The following is a 17,976-nucleotide window of genomic DNA, read 5'->3' as shown; positions in this document are numbered from 1 at the left end:
CGCTGAGTTCGGAATAGGACATAGGGGCAGCACCGTACCGGAAAGGTCAGGTGTTGCACTCAGTTTTCGCGGCCGCCCAGCATCGCCCGACGGTAACACCCAAACGCAATACATATGCTAAGGCAGAACTACACATACATTAATCATAAAAAGAGGGCGGCGGTTAACGCGGCCATAGCATCACGCAAGACATCGACATGCAGAATCAGCAAATCGTTATTGCGCCGCAGCAGAAAATCGACCGTTAAAAACAGGCTCGCCCCCGGAACGAGAACACGAGGATAATCCGGCATTCCGACCTATGCTAGAGATCGAAGCTCAGAGTGTAGCCTAGGAAATACCGCGGACCTTCGGATGGATTAGTCGCAAGCGTAATCTGTTGATAAATTTTCATCCGTGAATGGTGATCCCAATACTGCTCAATTATCCATAACGAAACATCCCGCACGTTCACGAGACGCTCAATATAACGGCAGATACCGGAAGTTAGCGGCAAAATACGGAAGCGCCTACGCCGATCCCACCCTACCAATCCGCCATAACGCGATTCAGACCAACCCTAGAACGCCCCGTCCACGTGCAGCCGAATCGCAGACAGCTGCGGGTATTTCTCTTCCATACCCTTAAGTTCATCTAACGCCTGAAGATAAACAGACTCACCAAACTGCGCACGCACTATCTTAAGCTGCTCAATTGCATCTATTGGCCGGCCATTCAGCCCAAGCGCCAAAGCATATCGAAACAAACTAAACGCAATAGGCTTACGCAAAGTGACCTTACGCATCCAGTCAAGCTGAGAGCTTGACATACCTTCAAAAGGCTGAAAACGAACAAAGCGAACATACTCTCGGGGCTCACTAATCAAAACAACTTCTGGAACAACCCCTGTTTTTACTCCAACAATTCGCGCTTCCTCAAGACGGCTAACCCTATAATACTCATCAATAATGCGATACTCTTTAAAAAAACAATAAAACAGAATAATTGAACACACCAACACCAGCCCCAGCAACCAAGAGGAAACTTTAATATCAAACGCAGAACGACACTCAGCCGCTGCCAACCCAAGGAGAAGCCCAAGCGGCAGTAAGAAGAAAGCATATGCCAAGGGATATTCCAGCATCGCATGCACCAGCACACAACCGGCAGCGAGTAGCGCAAATAAGCTTTCCGATGATCGAGCGCTCCAACCAAGACGCAACAGCCAACTCGCGACTAAAACAATAACCCCCCCCCCTAAGACGGGACCATTCCACAACAGCAGATCCAGTAATATGTTGTGACTGTAAAGCGTTGCTAAATCAGGAGCCGGATAGCCTACCGCCACACTTGCCTGAGCAACACTTACCTGCCCCCAGCCATAGCCCCAGATAGGACCTTGCAGGACAGCTTGCCAGAGCTGAGCCCACATCGTTAATCGCTGGAAAGATCCCGCACGCGCCAACGGATTGCTTTCAGCAGTCAGCAAACCTGCGGAAATGCTTGGCAAAGCCAGCAGAAAGACAACATAAATACTTAGCCAGCCGAGCAAAGCCAGGACAGAAAGACGTAACTTTCCGCCATGTGCCTTCCAACTCCAGAATGCCAGCAGCGCAACAGAGAAAACCCACGGTGTTCGGGACTGGGTCAACGCAACACCAAAAATAAGCAATACTGCTAACAACCCAGCCGAAACATGGTTTATTAAATAGCGCTCAAACAAATATACAACGCCGACCAACCCCATACACAAAAGTGTTGCAAGGCTATTCGGTTGCGCAAGATTGGCATACGGCCGCCCGCCGCGGGGCAAGTCTATTACCCAGAAAGAACTGGGAGAAAATAATAACCATTGATGCAGTGCAACCCATACAGATAAGACTGCACCTAAAACAAAAGCCACTGCCAATAATTGCGCAAACAACACGCGACTTTCCAAGTGCGAGCCCAAGCTGTAACCAACCATCAGCATCAGCGCAAAGCCGAGCAAAAACACAGCAACAACCCATTCAGCGCCCGGAATAAGTATTAGCCCAAACCACCCTTGAACGAGCGGAACAAGCGGGAATAACAAAAAACTCATAATTGCAGGAGTAACCCTACCTACACGCAACAATGACACTGCCAGTAGCAACATCATCCCCGCAAGAAAACTCGCAAACTCCTGATACGCAGACGTCCAAGGAGGATTATGATTTGGCATTAGCCACGCAAACACAAATACAACCATTGCGAGCAAAATCAACCCTTCGCACCTAACTTTCAACACCATAGCCCCACCTGAATTGCGACACCCTGAACACAAAAAGGCAATTACACTATAAATCCAACAGCGAGTTAAACCATCAATCTTCAATCAAACAATAGTTAGCCCAGGCGCCTAAACAAAAAAGCCCCGGTTACCCGGGGCTTTTTAACACTTCAACGCGTGACTTTACGTTAGACTCTCAACAAATCAACGTTAAGCTTGCAGCAATTACTTACAGCTACCCGGCATCCACTTTAACGGAGAACCAGAGCAGGTCCAGGCAGTAATCACACCATTTCTTGCGTTTGCCGGTTCTGGCGTCAGCGTAACGCTTGTATCATTAGCGGCAAGAATGGTGCCAGTAGCAGTGATAACACCATTTGCGTCAACCGCTACAGTATTAACAAACTGGGAGGTCTGCGAGGTTGAGCACGCTACAAAGTCGGCAGACGCCAGACTTTTTGCACTCTGGTTAATCTCTTGAACGCAAGTACGCGCAGAGCTAGCCGCCAGAACGATTTCAGATGCTTTGGCGCGGTTTGTATAGTCCTGGTAAGCAGGCAGTGCGATAGCAGCCAGAATACCGATGATCGCAACCACGATCATCAATTCAATCAGAGTAAAGCCTTTCTGCATTTGAGCTTTCATAGAAGCATCTCCTTAAATGTGTATAGGTCGACGACCTATACCTCACAATGCAGCTCGCATGCCAACTCCCAACACAGCCACAATCAAACCTCTTGGGTAAGCACACCGACAAGCCACCATCGCACCGCTGGCACTAACTGCCATTTTTTGTCACCTGACCTTGCTCGGTTTGGCATGCCCTGAGCATCTAGGCTATAACGCACGCATTGTTATGGAGTTAGTGATGAACGATAGCGTGTCCCTTACCGGCCTGGCCCGGCAGATGGTGTTGGCGGAACTGCTGGATGAAAAAGCCGCGCAACAGGCGCAAGCCCAAGCGCAACGCAACAAGCTGTCGCTGGTCACCTACCTGGTACAAAACAAGCTGGTTAAAAGTCGTGTGTTAGCGGAGCTGGCCAGCGACCAGTTCGGCGTATCCTTCGTCGACCTCAATGCTATTGATAAAGACAGCCAACCCAAAGACCTGGTGACAGAAAAGCTGGTGCGCCTGCACCGTGTGCTGCCACTGTGGCGGCGCGGTAACAAGCTGTTTGTGGCCGTTTCCGACCCGACTAATCACCAAGCTATTACTGACATTCAATTCAGCACCGGGATGAATACCGAGGCCATTCTGGTTGAAGATGACAAGCTCGGTGATGCCATCGATAAGTTCTTTGAAGCCGCCAATAGCGGCATGGACGACCTAGCCGACGTCGACCTCGACGGCCTGGATGTCGAAGCCGTTAATGATGATGCCGACGTCGCAGGCGAAGGCAACTCGGCCGATGACGCTCCCGTGGTGCGCTTTGTTAATAAGATGCTGCTGGATGCCATTAAAAAGGGCTCATCGGACCTGCACTTTGAGCCTTACGAGAAGACCTACCGGGTGCGCTTTCGTACCGATGGCATCCTGCATGAAATAGCCCGCCCGCCGATCCAGCTTTCACCCCGCATTTCTGCGCGCCTGAAAGTGATGGCCGGCCTGGATATTTCTGAGCGGCGTAAGCCGCAGGATGGGCGCATCAAGATGCGCATCTCGAAAACCAAATCCATCGACTTCCGCGTCAGTACCTGCCCAACCCTGTGGGGCGAGAAGATTGTGATGCGGATTCTTGACTCGGCAAGCGCACAGATGGGCATCGACGCCCTCGGCTATGAAGAGTCGCAGAAAGACCTGTACATGGCCGCCCTCAAGCAACCGCAGGGCATGATTCTGGTCACCGGCCCGACCGGCTCCGGCAAAACGGTATCGCTGTATACCGGCCTGAACATCCTCAATACCGTGGACGTGAATATCTCCACGGCTGAAGACCCGGTGGAAATCAACCTAGAGGGCATTAACCAGGTCAACGTCAACCCCAAGCAGGGCATGGACTTTACCGCGGCCCTGAAATCCTTTCTGCGTCAAGACCCGGACATCATCATGGTCGGTGAGATTCGAGACTTGGACACTGCCTCCATCGCCATCAAAGCGGCACAAACCGGGCACATGGTGATGTCAACACTGCACACCAACAGCGCGGCAGAAACATTGACACGCCTGCGCAATATGGGCGTGCCGTCATTTAATATCGCTACCTCGGTGAACCTGATCATCGCCCAGCGCCTGGCACGCAAGCTTTGCAATAACTGCAAGAAAGAAATCCAAATCCCCCGTGAGACCTTGCTGGAGGAAGGCTTCCCAGAAGATAAAATCGGCACATTCAAGATTTATGAGCCGGTTGGCTGCGAGAATTGCAACGGCGGATACAAAGGCCGTGTCGGGATTTATGAAGTGGTTAAAAACACGCCTGCGCTGCAACGGATTATCATGGAGGAAGGCAACTCAATTGATATCTCCATCCAGATGCGCAAAGACGGCTTTAATGACCTGCGAACTTCAGCCCTGCTGAAGGCCATGCAGGGAGTTACCAGCCTCGCTGAAGTGAACCGCGTGACTAAGGACTAACCGATGGCCGTTAAAGCACTAAAAACCAGCACCTTCGCCTGGGAAGGCACCAACAAGCAGGGTGCCAAAATAAAAGGTGAAGCCAGCGGCCAGAACCCTGCATTGGTAAAGGCGCAATTGCGCAAGCAGGGCATCAACCCGACCAAAGTGCGCAAAAAGTCTGCCTCGCTGTTCAGCGCGGGCAAGAAGATCAAACCAATGGACATTGCGCTGTTTGCCCGGCAAATGGCCACGATGATGAAGGCCGGCGTGCCGCTGCTGCAGTCTTTTGACATTATTGCCGAGGGCGTTGATAACCCCAACATGCGCAAGCTGGTGGATGACATCAAGCAGCATGTTGCAGCCGGTAATAGCTTTGCGGCGTCCCTTAGAACGCGCCCAGAATATTTCGACGATTTATTCTGCAACCTGGTAGATGCGGGCGAGCAAGCAGGCGCACTGGAAAACCTGCTGGACCGTGTAGCCACTTACAAAGAAAAGACCGAAGCGCTCAAAGCCAAAATCAAAAAAGCCATGAACTACCCTATTGCGGTGGTGGTGGTGGCTGTAATTGTTTCAGCTATTTTGCTGATCAAAGTTGTACCGCAATTCGAGTCTGTATTTGCCAACTTTGGCGCTGAACTGCCGGCCTTTACTCAGTTTGTAATCGGCATATCCCAAGCCCTGCAAGAGTGGTGGTTTATCATCCTGATCGGCATGTTTGCCGCATTCTTTGCCTTTGGTGAAACTAAAAAACGCTCGGAGAAATTCCGTAACTGGCTCGACCGTACCGCACTGAAAGCGCCGATTGTTGGTGACATCATCTACAAATCATCTGTCGCTCGCTACGCCCGCACCCTGGCCACCACCTTCGCGGCCGGCGTTCCGCTTGTAGAAGCGCTGGACTCTGTAGCGGGTGCAACCGGCAATATCGTATTTAAGAATGCGGTGAATAAAATCAAACAGGATGTAAGCGCCGGTATGCAGCTGAACTTCTCCATGCGCAGCACCGCGGTATTCCCCTCAATGGCCATCCAAATGACCGCCATCGGTGAAGAATCCGGCGCGCTGGATATGATGCTGGACAAAGTCGCCAGCTATTACGAGGCCGAGGTTGATAACGCCGTAGACGGCCTTACCAGCCTGATGGAACCACTGATCATGTCGGTGCTCGGCGTACTGGTCGGTGGCTTGATCATTGCCATGTACCTGCCAATCTTCCAGCTGGGTAGCGTCGTTTAACCAATGTCAGTAATCGACTTTTTGGCCAGCCATGTGCTGGCCTTTGTTTTATGCGCGCTGTTGATTGGTTTACTGATCGGCAGTTTTCTCAATGTCGTAATTTATCGCCTGCCAAAAATGATGCAGCGCGACTGGCGTGAGCAGGCCCGTGAGATATTAGCGCTGCCTGCTGAGGCTCAGACGACAACCTTCAATCTGGTATTACCCAACTCAAGCTGCCCGCACTGCACCCATGAAATAAAGCCCTGGGAAAACATCCCGGTTATCAGCTATCTATTTCTGCGTGGCAAATGCTCCAGCTGCAAAGCGCCGATTAGCCCGCGTTACCCGCTGGTTGAACTGACCTGCGGTTTGCTCTCGGCCTATATTGCCTGGCACTTCGGCTTCACCTGGCAGGCCGGTGCGATGCTAGCGCTGACCTGGGGCTTGCTGGCGATGAGCCTGATCGACGCTGATCATCAGTTGCTGCCGGACTCTCTGGTGCTTCCGCTGCTGTGGCTCGGGTTGATTGCCAACAGCTTCGGCTTGTTTACCAGCCTGGAAGATGCACTCTGGGGCGCTATTGCCGGCTACCTGAGCCTGTGGTCGGTGTACTGGCTGTTCAAGCTGGTTACCGGCAAGGAAGGCATGGGCTATGGCGATTTCAAGCTGCTGGCCATGCTTGGCGCCTGGGGCGGCTGGCAGGTATTGCCACTGACGATTTTGCTGTCGTCATTAGTGGGTGCGGTACTCGGCCTGATTATGCTGCGCCTACGCAACGCCGAAACCAGCACACCAATCCCCTTCGGTCCTTATCTGGCAATTGCCGGCTGGACTGCCCTGCTCTGGGGCGAGCAGATCACCGCCAGCTATCTGCAGATTGCCGGGTTCTGATACGACGCAGCAGCCCAAATGCATCTGAGCTGCTGTAGTAATCCGTAGGGTGGGTTAGGCGCGAACCAGGAGCACGCAAACACCATCGGCCCTCAATGCGCCGTAACCCACCATGGCGGTCTACCGAGAAAATCCAACGAAGGGTTGCGCAGCGCTCGAATAGTGTGGTGCCCCCATAGTCAGCGTTAGCGCCGCTAACCCACCCTACAAAAGCAGGGGCGAGCAAATCAAGGCCCGCTACCTTCGGATTGTCGGGTTCTAGGTTCGTGACGGATTGTTCGCTTCGCTCCTGAATCCGCCCTACAATCGCGCCCTTGGATGACCGAGACGAGCGCGCACCTTGAGCACAAAACCCTGGATTCTTGGCCTCACTGGCGGCATCGGCAGCGGCAAGAGTGCTGTCGCCCAACATTTTATCGACCTGGGCGTGCATTTGGTCGACGCCGACCATGCGGCGCGCTGGGTGGTTGAACCCGGCAAACCGGCGCTGGCGCAGATAGTCGAGCACTTCGGCCCACAGGTTTTGCACGCCGATGGCCAGCTTGACCGCACCGCCCTGCGCAAGCGGATCTTTGCTGATGTGGCAGAGCGTCGCTGGCTCGAAGCGCTCTTACATCCATTGATCGGCCAAGAAATCGCCCAATACCTGGCGCGCGCCGAATCGCCCTACGCCATTCTGGTTTCACCGTTGCTAGTGGAGTCCGGCCAGCACCAGCTGACCCAGCGCATACTGGTGGTGGATGCGCCGGAGCACCTGCAAATAGAGCGCACCATGGCCCGCGACCAAAGCTCCAACGAACAGGTGCAGGCCATTCTTAAGGCCCAAGCCAGCCGCGAAGAACGCCTGCGCCATGCACACGATGTATTGCTTAACGACCAAGACCTGCACGGACTGCAAGCCGAAGTGGAACGACTCCACGCCTTCTACCTAACCCTACGCGGAGGCCAAGCATGAGCACCCCCACCTTAGTCCCCTGCCCTACCTGCAGCGCGCCCGTCGAGTGGGGCCCACAAAGCCCGAGCCGGCCCTTCTGCTCGGAACGCTGTAAGCTGATTGACCTCGGTGCCTGGGCCTCGGAAGAGCACGCGATCCCCGGCAACCCTCTGGAAGACGATCTATTTTCTGGCGAACTGCCACCGCGCGAGCACTAAACAGTGCCTTGAAACCGTCGGTGAAGCAGGCAAGACTTCAATCGCCTGCTGCTCGTCAGGGCCGCATAAAGCTGTAATCACGCTCGTCATCGAGGTTATCGGCGAGAAACTGCAGCTCTGCGGCCAGATCTGCCGCACTGCGCGCCGCCCGACTACGCTCGATAACGGCGCTGAGTAATGCCCGCAATGCCATGGCCTGATCGAGGCCCTGCGCCTCGACACCCTGCAGACTCTGCTCGATTGCCTGCCTTGCCCACTGATGTACACCCATCTCACGCCCTCCTGATTGATGCCACCACGATGAGCCCTAATAGCTCGCGCGGCTTGATCCACATCAACACGCAAAGCGCCATCAAACCGCTGAAGGCCTCACCATCAGCGCGACGGATCGTCATCCTTCCACGGCGCGGCGAGATAACGCGTGCGGTTGAAGGTTTCTAGCCAGTCCGGGTAGAACACCACCAGCGCTGTCACCAGCATGCCGTTGATAAACGCCTCAGGGAAAATCACCAGCCAGAGGTAGCCGATAAAGTCCTCCAGCCAGGGCGGCATCGGGAACAGCCCATCCAGCCAAAGCACGGCGAAGGCGGCAACGATAAACACTAAGGCTGCCAGCGCTGCAGCAAAGAAGCCGTTAAACAGGATGTAGACGAATAGATTACGCGGCTGTTTTTTCTCGACCCACAGTGCACAGGCCTCGGTCACCCACACAGGAATCACCACCAGCAGCACGCCGTTGACGCCCAGCGCCGCTAAATCCTGCCGGCCCAGTGCCAGCAACCCCAGCTGGGCAACTAACCCCACCAAGATAGCCAGCGGCCAATCCAGCAATAAGGTGACCGCCGTCATGCCAATAAAGTGGTAGGACAACCCCGAGTCGAAATCCCGACGTATCAACCACAGTACGAACAGCGCCAGTGCTGTGCCACCTAATAGATGCTGGCGGCGCAAATCACTGCAAAGTTCGACCCAGGGCGCACGCCAAACGGCCCAACACAGCAGCGGTAGATAGATCATCCAGCCGAGCATCTGACTGGTGGAAGACAACAAGTGCGCGGCAATCATCCAAACAACCCCCATACACGCTTAGTGATCCTAGGCAGTCTACAACCGCCGCCAGCACATTCGCCCAACCGACGACAAAAAGCCTGAAACAACCGCAACAGAGGGTACCAACACACCTGCCGCGCACGCTAAGCTGAAGCCATGGACGACTCAGACTACCTGCGACTCTTGACGCACCAGGCCGAACAAGCCAATGCCTTCCTCTCCAACGCACGCAAGTGGGAGCGCGAGCGTTGGGTCTGCCAGCGCCTGCTACAAGCCTTGAATGTCAGCCATCGCCTGGATGAGTTCAGCGCCGCAGACCACGAGCCGCCAGACGTATTGTTCCGCGACGCCAGCTTTGAAGTGTTCTTCGTCCTCGACGAGGGCCGCCGCCTCAATGATGAATGGCGCGCCGAGCTGGAGCGCAGACGCAGCGCGTTCTCCCTTAGTCAACTGGTGCGCCGTGAAGCCAAACCCAGGCGTATTGCTGCGGCTAATCTACAACAGCGACTGACGCCCACCCTGCGCAAAAAAGCCCACAACTACCAAGAACGCGGCCTCGACCTGGGCGAGTTGGATCTGCTCGCCTACGTCAACCTTAAACGTGCCGTACCGGACTTCAACAGCCACTTCCCACCACCGACCGAATTTCTCCGTCAGGGCTGGCGCTCACTGTCGCTGGTGGGCCCGACCTTTGCCCGCGTGCTGTTCGCGCACCCGGATGCACCGAGCTTTCTGCGCAACAACCTCGGCCGCAGCGTGCTGTTTGATGTGGGCATCAGCCTATGAGCCCCTTACACGAGTTACTCGCGGCCGTGCCGCAACAGGGCTGCGTGCGCTGGATTGGCGTGCGCCCAGCCTCACGGGCGACGATGATCGAATTGGACGCCGTGGAAGCAAGGCGCGAAGCCGGCCTGACTGGCGACCACAGCCGCCCAGGCCCGCGTAACGCCCGGCAAGTGACCCTGATCCAATGGGAACACTTGGCGGTCATCAGCGCCCTAATGGGACGCCCTGCCGAAAACCCAATTACCGCCCACGAACTACGGCGCAATATGGCCATCAGTGGGATCAACCTGTTTAGCCTCAAAGGTCGGCGCTTTCGTCTCGGCCAGGCGATACTGGAAACCACCGGCTGGTGCCAACCCTGCGCAAAACTAGAAGAGCGCTTAGGGCTCGGCACCTTCCAGGCCATGCGTGGCCACGGCGGAATTACTGCGCGCGTGCTACAAGGGGGGATTATTCGACTGGATGATGCCCTGCGCGTTGAGCCGCTATAAGCTGCGCAGCTAGAATGCCCACCACCCCAGCCCGCAATCGACCCTACTCAATTGCCAACGGCCCCCTTTACTCGAGGCACACATGACCAGTCGCCTGAACCCTGATGATCAAAAACGTGTCGAGCAATACCTCAGTGCTCCGCAGCATCAGGTCGAACGCCAGCCGTTCAAGGTTTGGCGGCTGCTGCTGATCATCGTGATGATCACGATTGGCCTGGGCCTGCTGAGCCGTCTTCTGAGTCGCCTGGTGCTATGAGCTGCTTAGCGCTCGCCCACACCGACTCACCGTCTTTTCTTAAAAGCCTTGTGAGCGTGTCGAATGACTCATCAAATCGTAATTGTCGGCGGTGGCGCCGGCGGACTGGAGCTTGCTACCCGCCTAGGTAGAACCTTGGGTAAACGCGGCCAAGCCAAGATCACCCTAGTCGACGCCAACCTGACACATATCTGGAAGCCATTACTGCACGAAGTAGCCGCTGGCTCGCTGAACTCGTCTGGCGACGAACTCAACTACGTGGCCCAGGCCAAGTGGAACCACTTCGAGTTCCAGCTGGGGCGCATGCACGACCTCAATCGCGCGAACAAACGTATCAGCCTATCGGCCACCCTGGATGAGCACGGCCAGGTATTGGTCCCTGCGCGCGAGCTGAGCTATGACAGCCTGGTCATCGCTGTGGGCAGTATGACCAATGATTTCGGTACCGCCGGCGCTGCCGAGCACTGCCTGTTCCTCGACACCCGCGAGCAGGCTGAGCGCTTTCACCACCAGCTGCTCAACCACTACATGCGCGCCCACGCCAGCCAGAGTGAAACGACCGAGCTGATTAATGTCGCGATTGTCGGGGCGGGCGCCACGGGGGTCGAACTGGCGGCCGAACTGCACCATGCGGCGCGCGAGTTGGCGGCCTATGGCCTGGATCGAATCAGCCCGGAAAACATGCGCATCACCCTGATCGAAGCCGGCCCGCGCGTATTGCCCGCCCTGCCTGAACGCATCAGCCAGCCGGTGCACAAAACCCTCGAGAAGCTCGGCGTCACCGTACTCACCAGGGCCGCCGTCAGCCAGGTAACCCGCGAGGCGCTGCATACCGCGCAAGGCCAAATCATCCCGGCCACCTTGAAAGTATGGGCCGCCGGGATTCGCGCCCCCGACTTTCTCAAGGAACTGGATGGCCTGGAAAGCAATCGCATCAACCAACTGCACGTAAGGCCGACCCTGCAAACCACCTTGGACGACAACATCTTCGCCTTCGGTGATTGCGCCGCCTGCCCGCAACCTGGCAGTGAAGGACGCAACGTACCGCCGCGCGCACAGGCCGCGCACCAACAAGCCTCACTGCTGGCAAAATCGCTAAAACTGCGCATCGAGGGCAAGCCGCTGGCGGAATACCGCTACCGCGATTACGGCTCACTGATCTCGCTATCGACCTTTTCAGCGGTCGGCAACCTGATGGGCAACCTGACCGGTAGCGTCATGCTCGAAGGTTGGCTGGCGAGAATGTTCTACGTATCGCTCTACCGCATGCACCAGATTGCGCTGTACGGCATGACACGCACACTGTTGATGATGCTTGGCGACCGCATCGGCCGCAGCACCGAACCGCGCCTGAAACTTCACTGATACCAGCGCGGGCAAGGCCAAGCCTTGCCCGCCAGCACAACCAAGAACGAAAAGATCAAATCGCAGGCAATAAAAAACCCGCACTAGGCGGGTTTTTTATCATTCAAGCATGCTTGAAATGGTGGGTCGTGTGGGATTCGAACCTACGACCAATTGGTTAAAAGCCAACTGCTCTACCAACTGAGCTAACGACCCAAAAATGGTCGGGGTAGGGGGATTCGAACTCCCGACATCCTGCTCCCAAAGCAGGCGCGCTACCGGACTGCGCTATACCCCGATGAAAGATTGGCTCCGCGACCAGGACTCGAACCTGGGACCCAATGATTAACAGTCATTTGCTCTACCGACTGAGCTATCGCGGAACTACTTGCTTCCTTTCTCAGAAATTCGAACCGCTTGTTAATTCGTTTCGCTTGTCTGAGGCGCGCCATTTTACGGTTTATCGCGAAGCTGTCAACCCCTAAAATTGCTTTTAGTACAATGATTTGCAGCTGCGTGATGGGCTGCTATATCTTCCCTATGTCTGTGTTCATTGCAGGACGCATCTGCCGCAAGGCCTCAGTCAGGAAAGTCCATGAGTAACCAGGGCACACCGCCGACCCCACCCTCATCTATACAGACCCTTGCTAATCGTGGCATCCAGCCGCGCTTCGGGGAGCTGGTACAAAGCTGCCGCAAGCTGGTGATGAATCGCCTGGCCGAGCACCTGACAGGCGTCTTCGCCCAGGTCGACGACACACTCTTTGAATGCGCCGAAAAAGCCGAGAACAATCAGGTGCAAACATTGTTCTTCGACAACATGCGCGAGATCCGTAAGCAGCGCCCACAAATAGAACGCAGCTACCATAAGCAGATCGCACAGAACCTCGCCGACTTCCTCGACGGCAAGCTCAAGCCGCTATCCAGTGCTAGCAAACTGGATGTCGAACACATGGCCCTGGTGCAAAACGAGGAATATGAAGAAAGCCTGCAAGTCACCAATATGGTCAGCCGGGTCAAGGCCCGCTGTGCACAGCCGCTATTTGCCCTGGAGCAGCGCCTGGCCTTGCTGAATAACGGCCAGAAGCTGGGTGAGGACAGCAACCCTTTCGGCCCACAAATGATTGCCCAGGCGTTCCGTGACGCCCTGGCCCCCTGCCCGTTCCCGCTGCGTATAAAGGTCATCCTCTATACGCTGTTTGACACCCATGTCATGCAAAGCCTGGACAGCCTCTATAGCGCACTGAATCAACGCCTGATCGAAGCGGGCGTGCTGCCGAACCTCAAGTACAGCGCACAACGCAACAGTCAGCCCGCTCGCCAGAAGACAGCGCCCACTGCAGCAGCCGAACAACCGGCCGAGAGCAACGCCAGCAGTGGCAGAAACACCCGCGCTGGTAGCGGTGCCGGGCAACAGCCCCGCGCCGGCAACACCGACCTCAGCGGACCGCCCCCCAGCGACCCGGTGGAATTACTGGGTAACCTGGCCACCCTGCTGAGCGAACATCGCCAGCGCGACATTGATGCCCCCCTACTCGGCGGCACCCGCAGCATTGCCAGCTTTACTCCCCGCGAAGCGACCAGCACCTACAGCGCGTCCGCGCTGCTGGATGCACTCAATCGCATGCAGCAGCATTCGGCCAGCGACCTGTCACAGCGCCTGCATCACCCACAGCCAGTAGAAGGTCTGAAAGCCGATTTGCAGCAACAGCTGGAGGCCCACAGCGCGCTTCCCGGCCAACAGAAGGTTTCCGACCAAGAAGCGGATGTAATCGACCTGGTCGGCATGCTGTTCGACTTTATTCTGGACGACGATAACCTACCGGACACCTGCAAAACCACCCTCTCGCACCTGCACACGCCCTATCTAAAGGTGGCACTGCAAGACAAGGCACTGTTCACCCAGCATCACCACCCTGCCCGCCGCCTGCTCAACAGCATGGCCCAGGCCGGCGTGCTGTATGGCGGTGAGGGCGATGAGCGCGGCCTACTGGCCAAGATGCAGTGGGTGGTCGAGCGGGTCATTCATGATTTCTCGGGCGACTTGCAGCTGTTTGACGGCCTCCTAGAGGAATTCAATGAGTTCGTCGGCACCCTCAGGCACAAGGTCGAACTGCGCGAACGCCGCGCAGTAGAAGCCGCCAAAGGTCGCGACAAACTGCTCGGTGCTCGTCAGCACGCCGTCGAGGTCATTGCCAATAGCCTGAACAATCGTCAGCCACCCAGCATTATTCGTAACTTCCTCGAACTGACGTGGGCGGATGTGTTGGTATTCGTGCTGCTGCGCAATGGCGAGCGCAGCCCCGAATGGCTGCGCGCCTGCGAGGCGGCCGAGCAATTGGCATGGAGCGGCACCTTGCTCGATGAAGCCGGAGGCGAGCGCCTACAGAAGCTGCGCGTGCCGCTGCTCGAAGACTTACGCAAAGGCCTGGAGCTGCTCGGCGGCTACCACGAAGCGGGCATTCGCCGCCTGCTGCAGGATTTGGTGGCCTGCCAGCATGCCGTACAAGCCAAACAACCGCAGGTGGCCGCCAAGCTCCAACCCAGCCTGCCAGACAGCCCCCTGGCCGCCATGCTCGGCGAAGATGCAGCCCTGGCGACCCTGGCACCACGCGAGCCAACCCTCTCGACGCGCGCTCAGGCACTGGCCAAAGAGCTTGGCCATATCGAGTTCGGCACCTGGTTCGAATTTGTCACGGGCGAGCAGGTGCGCCTGCTCAAACTGTCTTGGTTCAGCCCAACAACGCGCAACTACATGTTTGTCGACCAGAGCGGCCAACGCGTGGCAATCAAGCCACTCACTCAACTGGCCACTGAAATGGAACAAGGACTCGCACGCATCGTCACCCCCGAACGAGGCGCCCCACTGGTGGACCGCGCTCTTACCGCTATTTACCGCGTGCTGCAGCGTTTTACCGGGCGCACGGCTGAGCCCCAAGAATAAGGAACTCGCATGAATGACGAACGTCGCCTGCATAACCGGCATAGCGCCGACGTGCAGTTGGAGGTCTTTGACCTGCACTCTGGCCAACGCCTGGGCCGCATAGTCGACCTGTCTGCTGATGGCTTTATGTTATTTAGCGACACACCGCTGACTGCAGATGAACTGGTGGAGTGCCGCCTGGTCAGCGAACAGCTGATTGAGGGCGTGGGTGAAATAACCCTGGGGGCTGACTGCCTGTGGAGTCGCCCCGGTGCTGACGGCCAACACTGCTGGGCCGGGTTTCATATCATTGACCTGGCTGAGGACCAGGCAGCTGCTCTGGAAATCCTGCTCAAGCACCTGTAATCCAGGCAAAAAAATACCCCGGTCAGCGCATGCTGAACCGGGGTATTTTTATCTGGCGCCGTTGTTAAAGCGGCTAACTAGGATCAGTCGAAGACGATCTCATCGCCCTCTACCCGACCGGTGACGCTGCTGCCCGGCGCAAACTTGCCGGCCAAGATCAACTGCGCCAAGGGGTTTTCGATCCAGCGCTGCACCGCACGCTTGAGCGGACGCGCGCCATACACCGGGTCGTAACCAATGGCAATCAGCTTGTCCATCGCCTCAGCCGAGAGGTCAAGGTTCAGCTCACGCTCAGCCAGGCGCTCACGTAAACGCCCCAGCTGGATTTGCGCGATACCCGCAATTTGATCACGGGCCAGCGGCTCGAAGATCACCACCTCATCAATCCGGTTGATGAATTCCGGACGGAAATGCACACCGACCGCATCCATCACCGCTGCGCGCTGCGCTTCACGATCACCAACCAACTCCTGAATCTGTGCGGACCCCAGGTTGGAGGTCATCACGATCACGGTGTTTTTGAAGTCCACAGTGCGACCGTGACTGTCCGTCAGACGACCGTCTTCCAGCACCTGCAAAAGCACGTTGAAGACATCCGGGTGAGCCTTCTCCACCTCATCCAACAAAATCACTGAATAAGGCTTACGGCGCACGGCCTCGGTCAAATAACCGCCCTCTTCATAACCGACGTAGCCTGGCGGCGCGCCGATCAACCGCGCCACGGAGTGTTTCTCCATAAACTCGGACATATCGATACGCACCAGCGCGTCTTCGGTGTCAAACAGGAACTCCGCCAGCGCCTTGCACAACTCCGTCTTACCGACCCCGGTCGGGCCGAGGAACAGGAACGAGCCGCTCGGCCGATTAGGGTCAGACAACCCCGCACGGGAGCGCCGCACCGCATTGGCAACCGCCACCACAGCCTCATCCTGACCAATCACGCGCTGATGCAGCAGACCTTCCATTTTCAGCAGCTTGTCACGCTCACCTTCGAGCATCTTGCTGACCGGAATACCGGTCCACTTCGATACCACTTCGGCAATCTCTTCCTCGGTGACCTTGCTGCGCAGCAACTGATTATCTTTTTTGCCGTGCTGGTCGACCATTTGTAGGCTGCGCTCCAGATCCGGAATAACGCTGTACTGCAGCTTGGCCATTTGCTCCAGATCACTCTTGCGCCGCGCCGTTTCGAGTTCCTGCCGGGCCTGCTCAATTTTCTGCTGGATCTGCGCAGAGCCTTGCACCTCGGCCTTTTCCGACTTCCAGATTTCCTCCAGGTCAGCATATTCACGCTCCAGACGGGCGATATCTTCCTTGAGTTTTTCCAGGCGCTTCAACGCCGCCTCATCGTCTTCTTTCTTTAACGCCTGACGCTCAACTTTGAGCTGAATCAAGCGACGCTCCAGACGATCCAGCACCTCTGGCTTGGAGTCGATCTCCATGCGGATACGGCTAGCCGCCTCGTCAATCAAGTCGATGGCTTTATCCGGCAACTGGCGGTCGGTGATATAGCGATGGCTCAGCTTGGCCGCCGCGATAATCGCGCCGTCGGTAATGGCCACCTTGTGGTGCACCTCGTAGCGCTCTTTAAGGCCACGCAGGATGGCAATGGTGTCTTCTTCGCTCGGCTCATCCACCAGCACTTTCTGGAAGCGGCGCTCTAACGCGGCATCCTTTTCGATGTACTGACGGTATTCGTCCAGGGTAGTCGCCCCCACACAATGCAGCTCACCGCGAGCCAGAGCCGGCTTGAGCATATTGCCGGCGTCCATCGAGCCTTCGCCTTTACCGGCGCCGACCATGGTGTGCAGCTCGTCGATAAACAGAATGATGCGGCCTTCCTGCTTGCCCAGTTCATTGAGCACCGACTTCAGGCGTTCTTCGAACTCGCCACGGAACTTGGCACCCGCGATCAGCGCGCCCATGTCCAGCGACAGCACGCGCTTGTCCTTCAGGCTATCCGGCACTTCGCCATTAACAATGCGCTGGGCCAGTCCCTCAACAATGGCGGTTTTACCCACGCCCGGCTCACCGATCAGCACCGGATTGTTCTTGGTGCGACGCTGCAGCACCTGGATGGTGCGGCGGATTTCATCATCACGGCCGATCACCGGGTCCAGCTTGCCGTCTTCGGCGCGCTTGGTTAGGTCAACGGTGAATTTATCCAGCGCCTGGCGATTTTCTTCGACATTCGGGTCATTCACCGCATCGCCGCCGCGCAGGTTCGCCACGGCATTCTCCAGCGCTTTACGGCTGACGCCCTGGCCGAGCAGCAGCTTGCCCAGCTTGGTGCTGTCATCCATCGCGGCCAACAGCACCAGCTCGCTGGAGATAAACTGATCCCCCTTCTGCTGCGACAAGCGATCAGCCTGATTGAGCAGGCGCGCCAAATCCTGCGACAGGTTTACGTCACCGGACGGATTCTGGATTTTGCCCAGCTGATCCAGCTCCTTGGCCAAGGCCAGGCGCAGGCTATTCACATCAAAGCCGACCTGCATCAACAGGGGCTTGATCGAGCCGCCCTGTTGTTCGAGCAGCGCCTGCATCAAATGCAGCGGTTCAATGGCCGCATGATCGAGGCCAACGGCCATGGATTGCGCATCGGATAGCGCGAGTTGCAGCTTGCTAGTTAAACGATCAATACGCATATCAATCAACCCTCTTAGTGGTGGCAGGCCGGCGCACTGAATCGCGCCCAGACAAAAAAACCTG

At 56.6% G+C, this 17,976-nt stretch carries 17 protein-coding genes and 3 tRNA genes; 11 read left to right on the top strand and 9 right to left on the bottom strand.

The genetic code is table 11. The annotated features are described in order from the left end of the window. Window positions 1-143: 143 nt before the first annotated feature. The 3 genes from N1078_RS16755 to N1078_RS16745 form a co-directional block, all read right to left on the bottom strand. A complete protein-coding gene (locus N1078_RS16755) occupies window positions 144-293 on the bottom strand; it encodes a hypothetical protein (protein WP_274089265.1) in 150 nt (49 codons plus the stop codon). Between the two features lie 266 nt (window positions 294-559). After that, the gene (locus N1078_RS16750) at window positions 560-2,251 is read right to left on the bottom strand and encodes a PglL family O-oligosaccharyltransferase (protein ID WP_274089264.1); all 1,692 of its coding nucleotides are present in this window, start codon (window positions 2,249-2,251) and stop codon (window positions 560-562) included. A gap of 204 nt (window positions 2,252-2,455) precedes the next feature. Next, on the bottom strand, window positions 2,456-2,875 hold the full coding sequence (locus N1078_RS16745; protein WP_274089263.1) for a pilin: 420 nt from the start codon (window positions 2,873-2,875) through the stop codon (window positions 2,456-2,458). 223 nt (window positions 2,876-3,098) lie between these two features. On the opposite strand from N1078_RS16745, the gene pilB reads away from it, so the two are divergent. The 5 genes from pilB to yacG all read left to right on the top strand — a co-directional run bounded on the left by pilB (window position 3,099) and on the right by yacG (window position 8,048). Beyond that, a complete protein-coding gene (gene pilB / locus N1078_RS16740; RefSeq protein WP_274089262.1) occupies window positions 3,099-4,802 on the top strand; it encodes a type IV-A pilus assembly ATPase PilB in 1,704 nt (567 codons plus the stop codon). 3 nt (window positions 4,803-4,805) lie between these two features. Continuing rightward, window positions 4,806-6,023: a type II secretion system F family protein gene (locus N1078_RS16735; protein WP_274089261.1), complete on the top strand. Its 1,218-nt coding sequence runs from the start codon at window positions 4,806-4,808 to the stop codon at window positions 6,021-6,023. A 3-nt stretch (window positions 6,024-6,026) separates the two neighbouring features. Further along, window positions 6,027-6,896, top strand: coding sequence for a prepilin peptidase (locus tag N1078_RS16730; protein ID WP_274089260.1), 870 nt, complete (start codon window positions 6,027-6,029; stop codon window positions 6,894-6,896). A 340-nt stretch (window positions 6,897-7,236) separates the two neighbouring features. Continuing rightward, complete coding sequence (gene coaE / locus N1078_RS16725) at window positions 7,237-7,851, top strand: dephospho-CoA kinase (RefSeq protein WP_274089259.1); 615 nt, start codon at window positions 7,237-7,239, stop codon at window positions 7,849-7,851. After that, on the top strand, window positions 7,848-8,048 hold the full coding sequence (gene yacG, locus N1078_RS16720; protein ID WP_274089258.1) for a DNA gyrase inhibitor YacG: 201 nt from the start codon (window positions 7,848-7,850) through the stop codon (window positions 8,046-8,048). Before coaE ends, yacG begins: the two co-directional genes overlap by 4 nt. 55 nt (window positions 8,049-8,103) lie before the next feature. Here the strand turns inward: yacG and N1078_RS16715 are convergent, their stop codons facing one another. After that, window positions 8,104-8,319 (bottom strand): hypothetical protein, encoded by a 216-nt coding sequence (locus N1078_RS16715; protein WP_274089257.1) that lies wholly within the window; start codon window positions 8,317-8,319, stop codon window positions 8,104-8,106. Between the two features lie 104 nt (window positions 8,320-8,423). Continuing rightward, window positions 8,424-9,113 carry an energy-coupling factor ABC transporter permease gene (locus N1078_RS16710; RefSeq protein ID WP_274089256.1) on the bottom strand — a complete coding sequence of 230 codons (690 nt, stop codon included), beginning with the start codon at window positions 9,111-9,113 and terminating at the stop codon, window positions 8,424-8,426. A gap of 141 nt (window positions 9,114-9,254) precedes the next feature. Between N1078_RS16710 and N1078_RS16705 the strand changes: the two genes are divergently transcribed. The 4 genes from N1078_RS16705 (at window position 9,255) to N1078_RS16690 (ending at window position 11,996) form a co-directional block, all read left to right on the top strand. Beyond that, window positions 9,255-9,884: a DUF1780 domain-containing protein gene (locus N1078_RS16705; RefSeq protein ID WP_274089255.1), complete on the top strand. Its 630-nt coding sequence runs from the start codon at window positions 9,255-9,257 to the stop codon at window positions 9,882-9,884. After that, on the top strand, window positions 9,881-10,375 hold the full coding sequence (locus N1078_RS16700; protein ID WP_274089254.1) for an MOSC domain-containing protein: 495 nt from the start codon (window positions 9,881-9,883) through the stop codon (window positions 10,373-10,375). Before N1078_RS16705 ends, N1078_RS16700 begins: the two co-directional genes overlap by 4 nt. Before the next feature lie 82 nt (window positions 10,376-10,457). Further along, on the top strand, window positions 10,458-10,631 hold the full coding sequence (locus tag N1078_RS16695) for a DUF3094 family protein (protein WP_274089253.1): 174 nt from the start codon (window positions 10,458-10,460) through the stop codon (window positions 10,629-10,631). Window positions 10,632-10,694: 63 nt separating this feature from the next. Then, window positions 10,695-11,996 (top strand): NAD(P)/FAD-dependent oxidoreductase, encoded by a 1,302-nt coding sequence (locus tag N1078_RS16690; protein ID WP_274089252.1) that lies wholly within the window; start codon window positions 10,695-10,697, stop codon window positions 11,994-11,996. A 119-nt stretch (window positions 11,997-12,115) separates the two neighbouring features. Here the strand turns inward: N1078_RS16690 and N1078_RS16685 are convergent. The 3 genes from N1078_RS16685 to N1078_RS16675 all read right to left on the bottom strand — a co-directional run bounded on the left by N1078_RS16685 (window position 12,116) and on the right by N1078_RS16675 (window position 12,358). Then, a tRNA-Lys gene (locus N1078_RS16685) sits at window positions 12,116-12,191 on the bottom strand. 5 nt (window positions 12,192-12,196) lie between these two features. Then, window positions 12,197-12,273 (bottom strand) — tRNA-Pro (locus N1078_RS16680). Between the two features lie 9 nt (window positions 12,274-12,282). Continuing rightward, window positions 12,283-12,358: transfer RNA gene (locus tag N1078_RS16675), tRNA-Asn, on the bottom strand. A 212-nt stretch (window positions 12,359-12,570) separates the two neighbouring features. On the opposite strand from N1078_RS16675, the gene N1078_RS16670 reads away from it, so the two are divergent. Together N1078_RS16670 and N1078_RS16665 are read left to right on the top strand one after the other, a co-directional pair. Then, complete coding sequence (locus N1078_RS16670; protein WP_274089251.1) at window positions 12,571-14,919, top strand: DUF1631 domain-containing protein; 2,349 nt, start codon at window positions 12,571-12,573, stop codon at window positions 14,917-14,919. A gap of 9 nt (window positions 14,920-14,928) precedes the next feature. Next, window positions 14,929-15,264: a PilZ domain-containing protein gene (locus N1078_RS16665; RefSeq protein WP_274089250.1), complete on the top strand. Its 336-nt coding sequence runs from the start codon at window positions 14,929-14,931 to the stop codon at window positions 15,262-15,264. A gap of 83 nt (window positions 15,265-15,347) precedes the next feature. Here N1078_RS16665 and clpB read toward each other — a convergent pair whose 3' ends face one another. After that, window positions 15,348-17,912 carry an ATP-dependent chaperone ClpB gene (clpB, locus tag N1078_RS16660; RefSeq protein WP_274089249.1) on the bottom strand — a complete coding sequence of 855 codons (2,565 nt, stop codon included), beginning with the start codon at window positions 17,910-17,912 and terminating at the stop codon, window positions 15,348-15,350. Window positions 17,913-17,976: the final 64 nt, after the last annotated feature.

Origin of the sequence: Pseudomonas sp. MIL19 (assembly GCF_028680365.1) — a bacterium.
GTDB classification, from domain to species: domain Bacteria; phylum Pseudomonadota; class Gammaproteobacteria; order Pseudomonadales; family Pseudomonadaceae; genus Aquipseudomonas; species Aquipseudomonas spirodelae.
The sequence above is the reverse complement of the archived record's forward strand: the minus strand, read 5'-3'. Positions and strand labels throughout refer to the sequence as shown.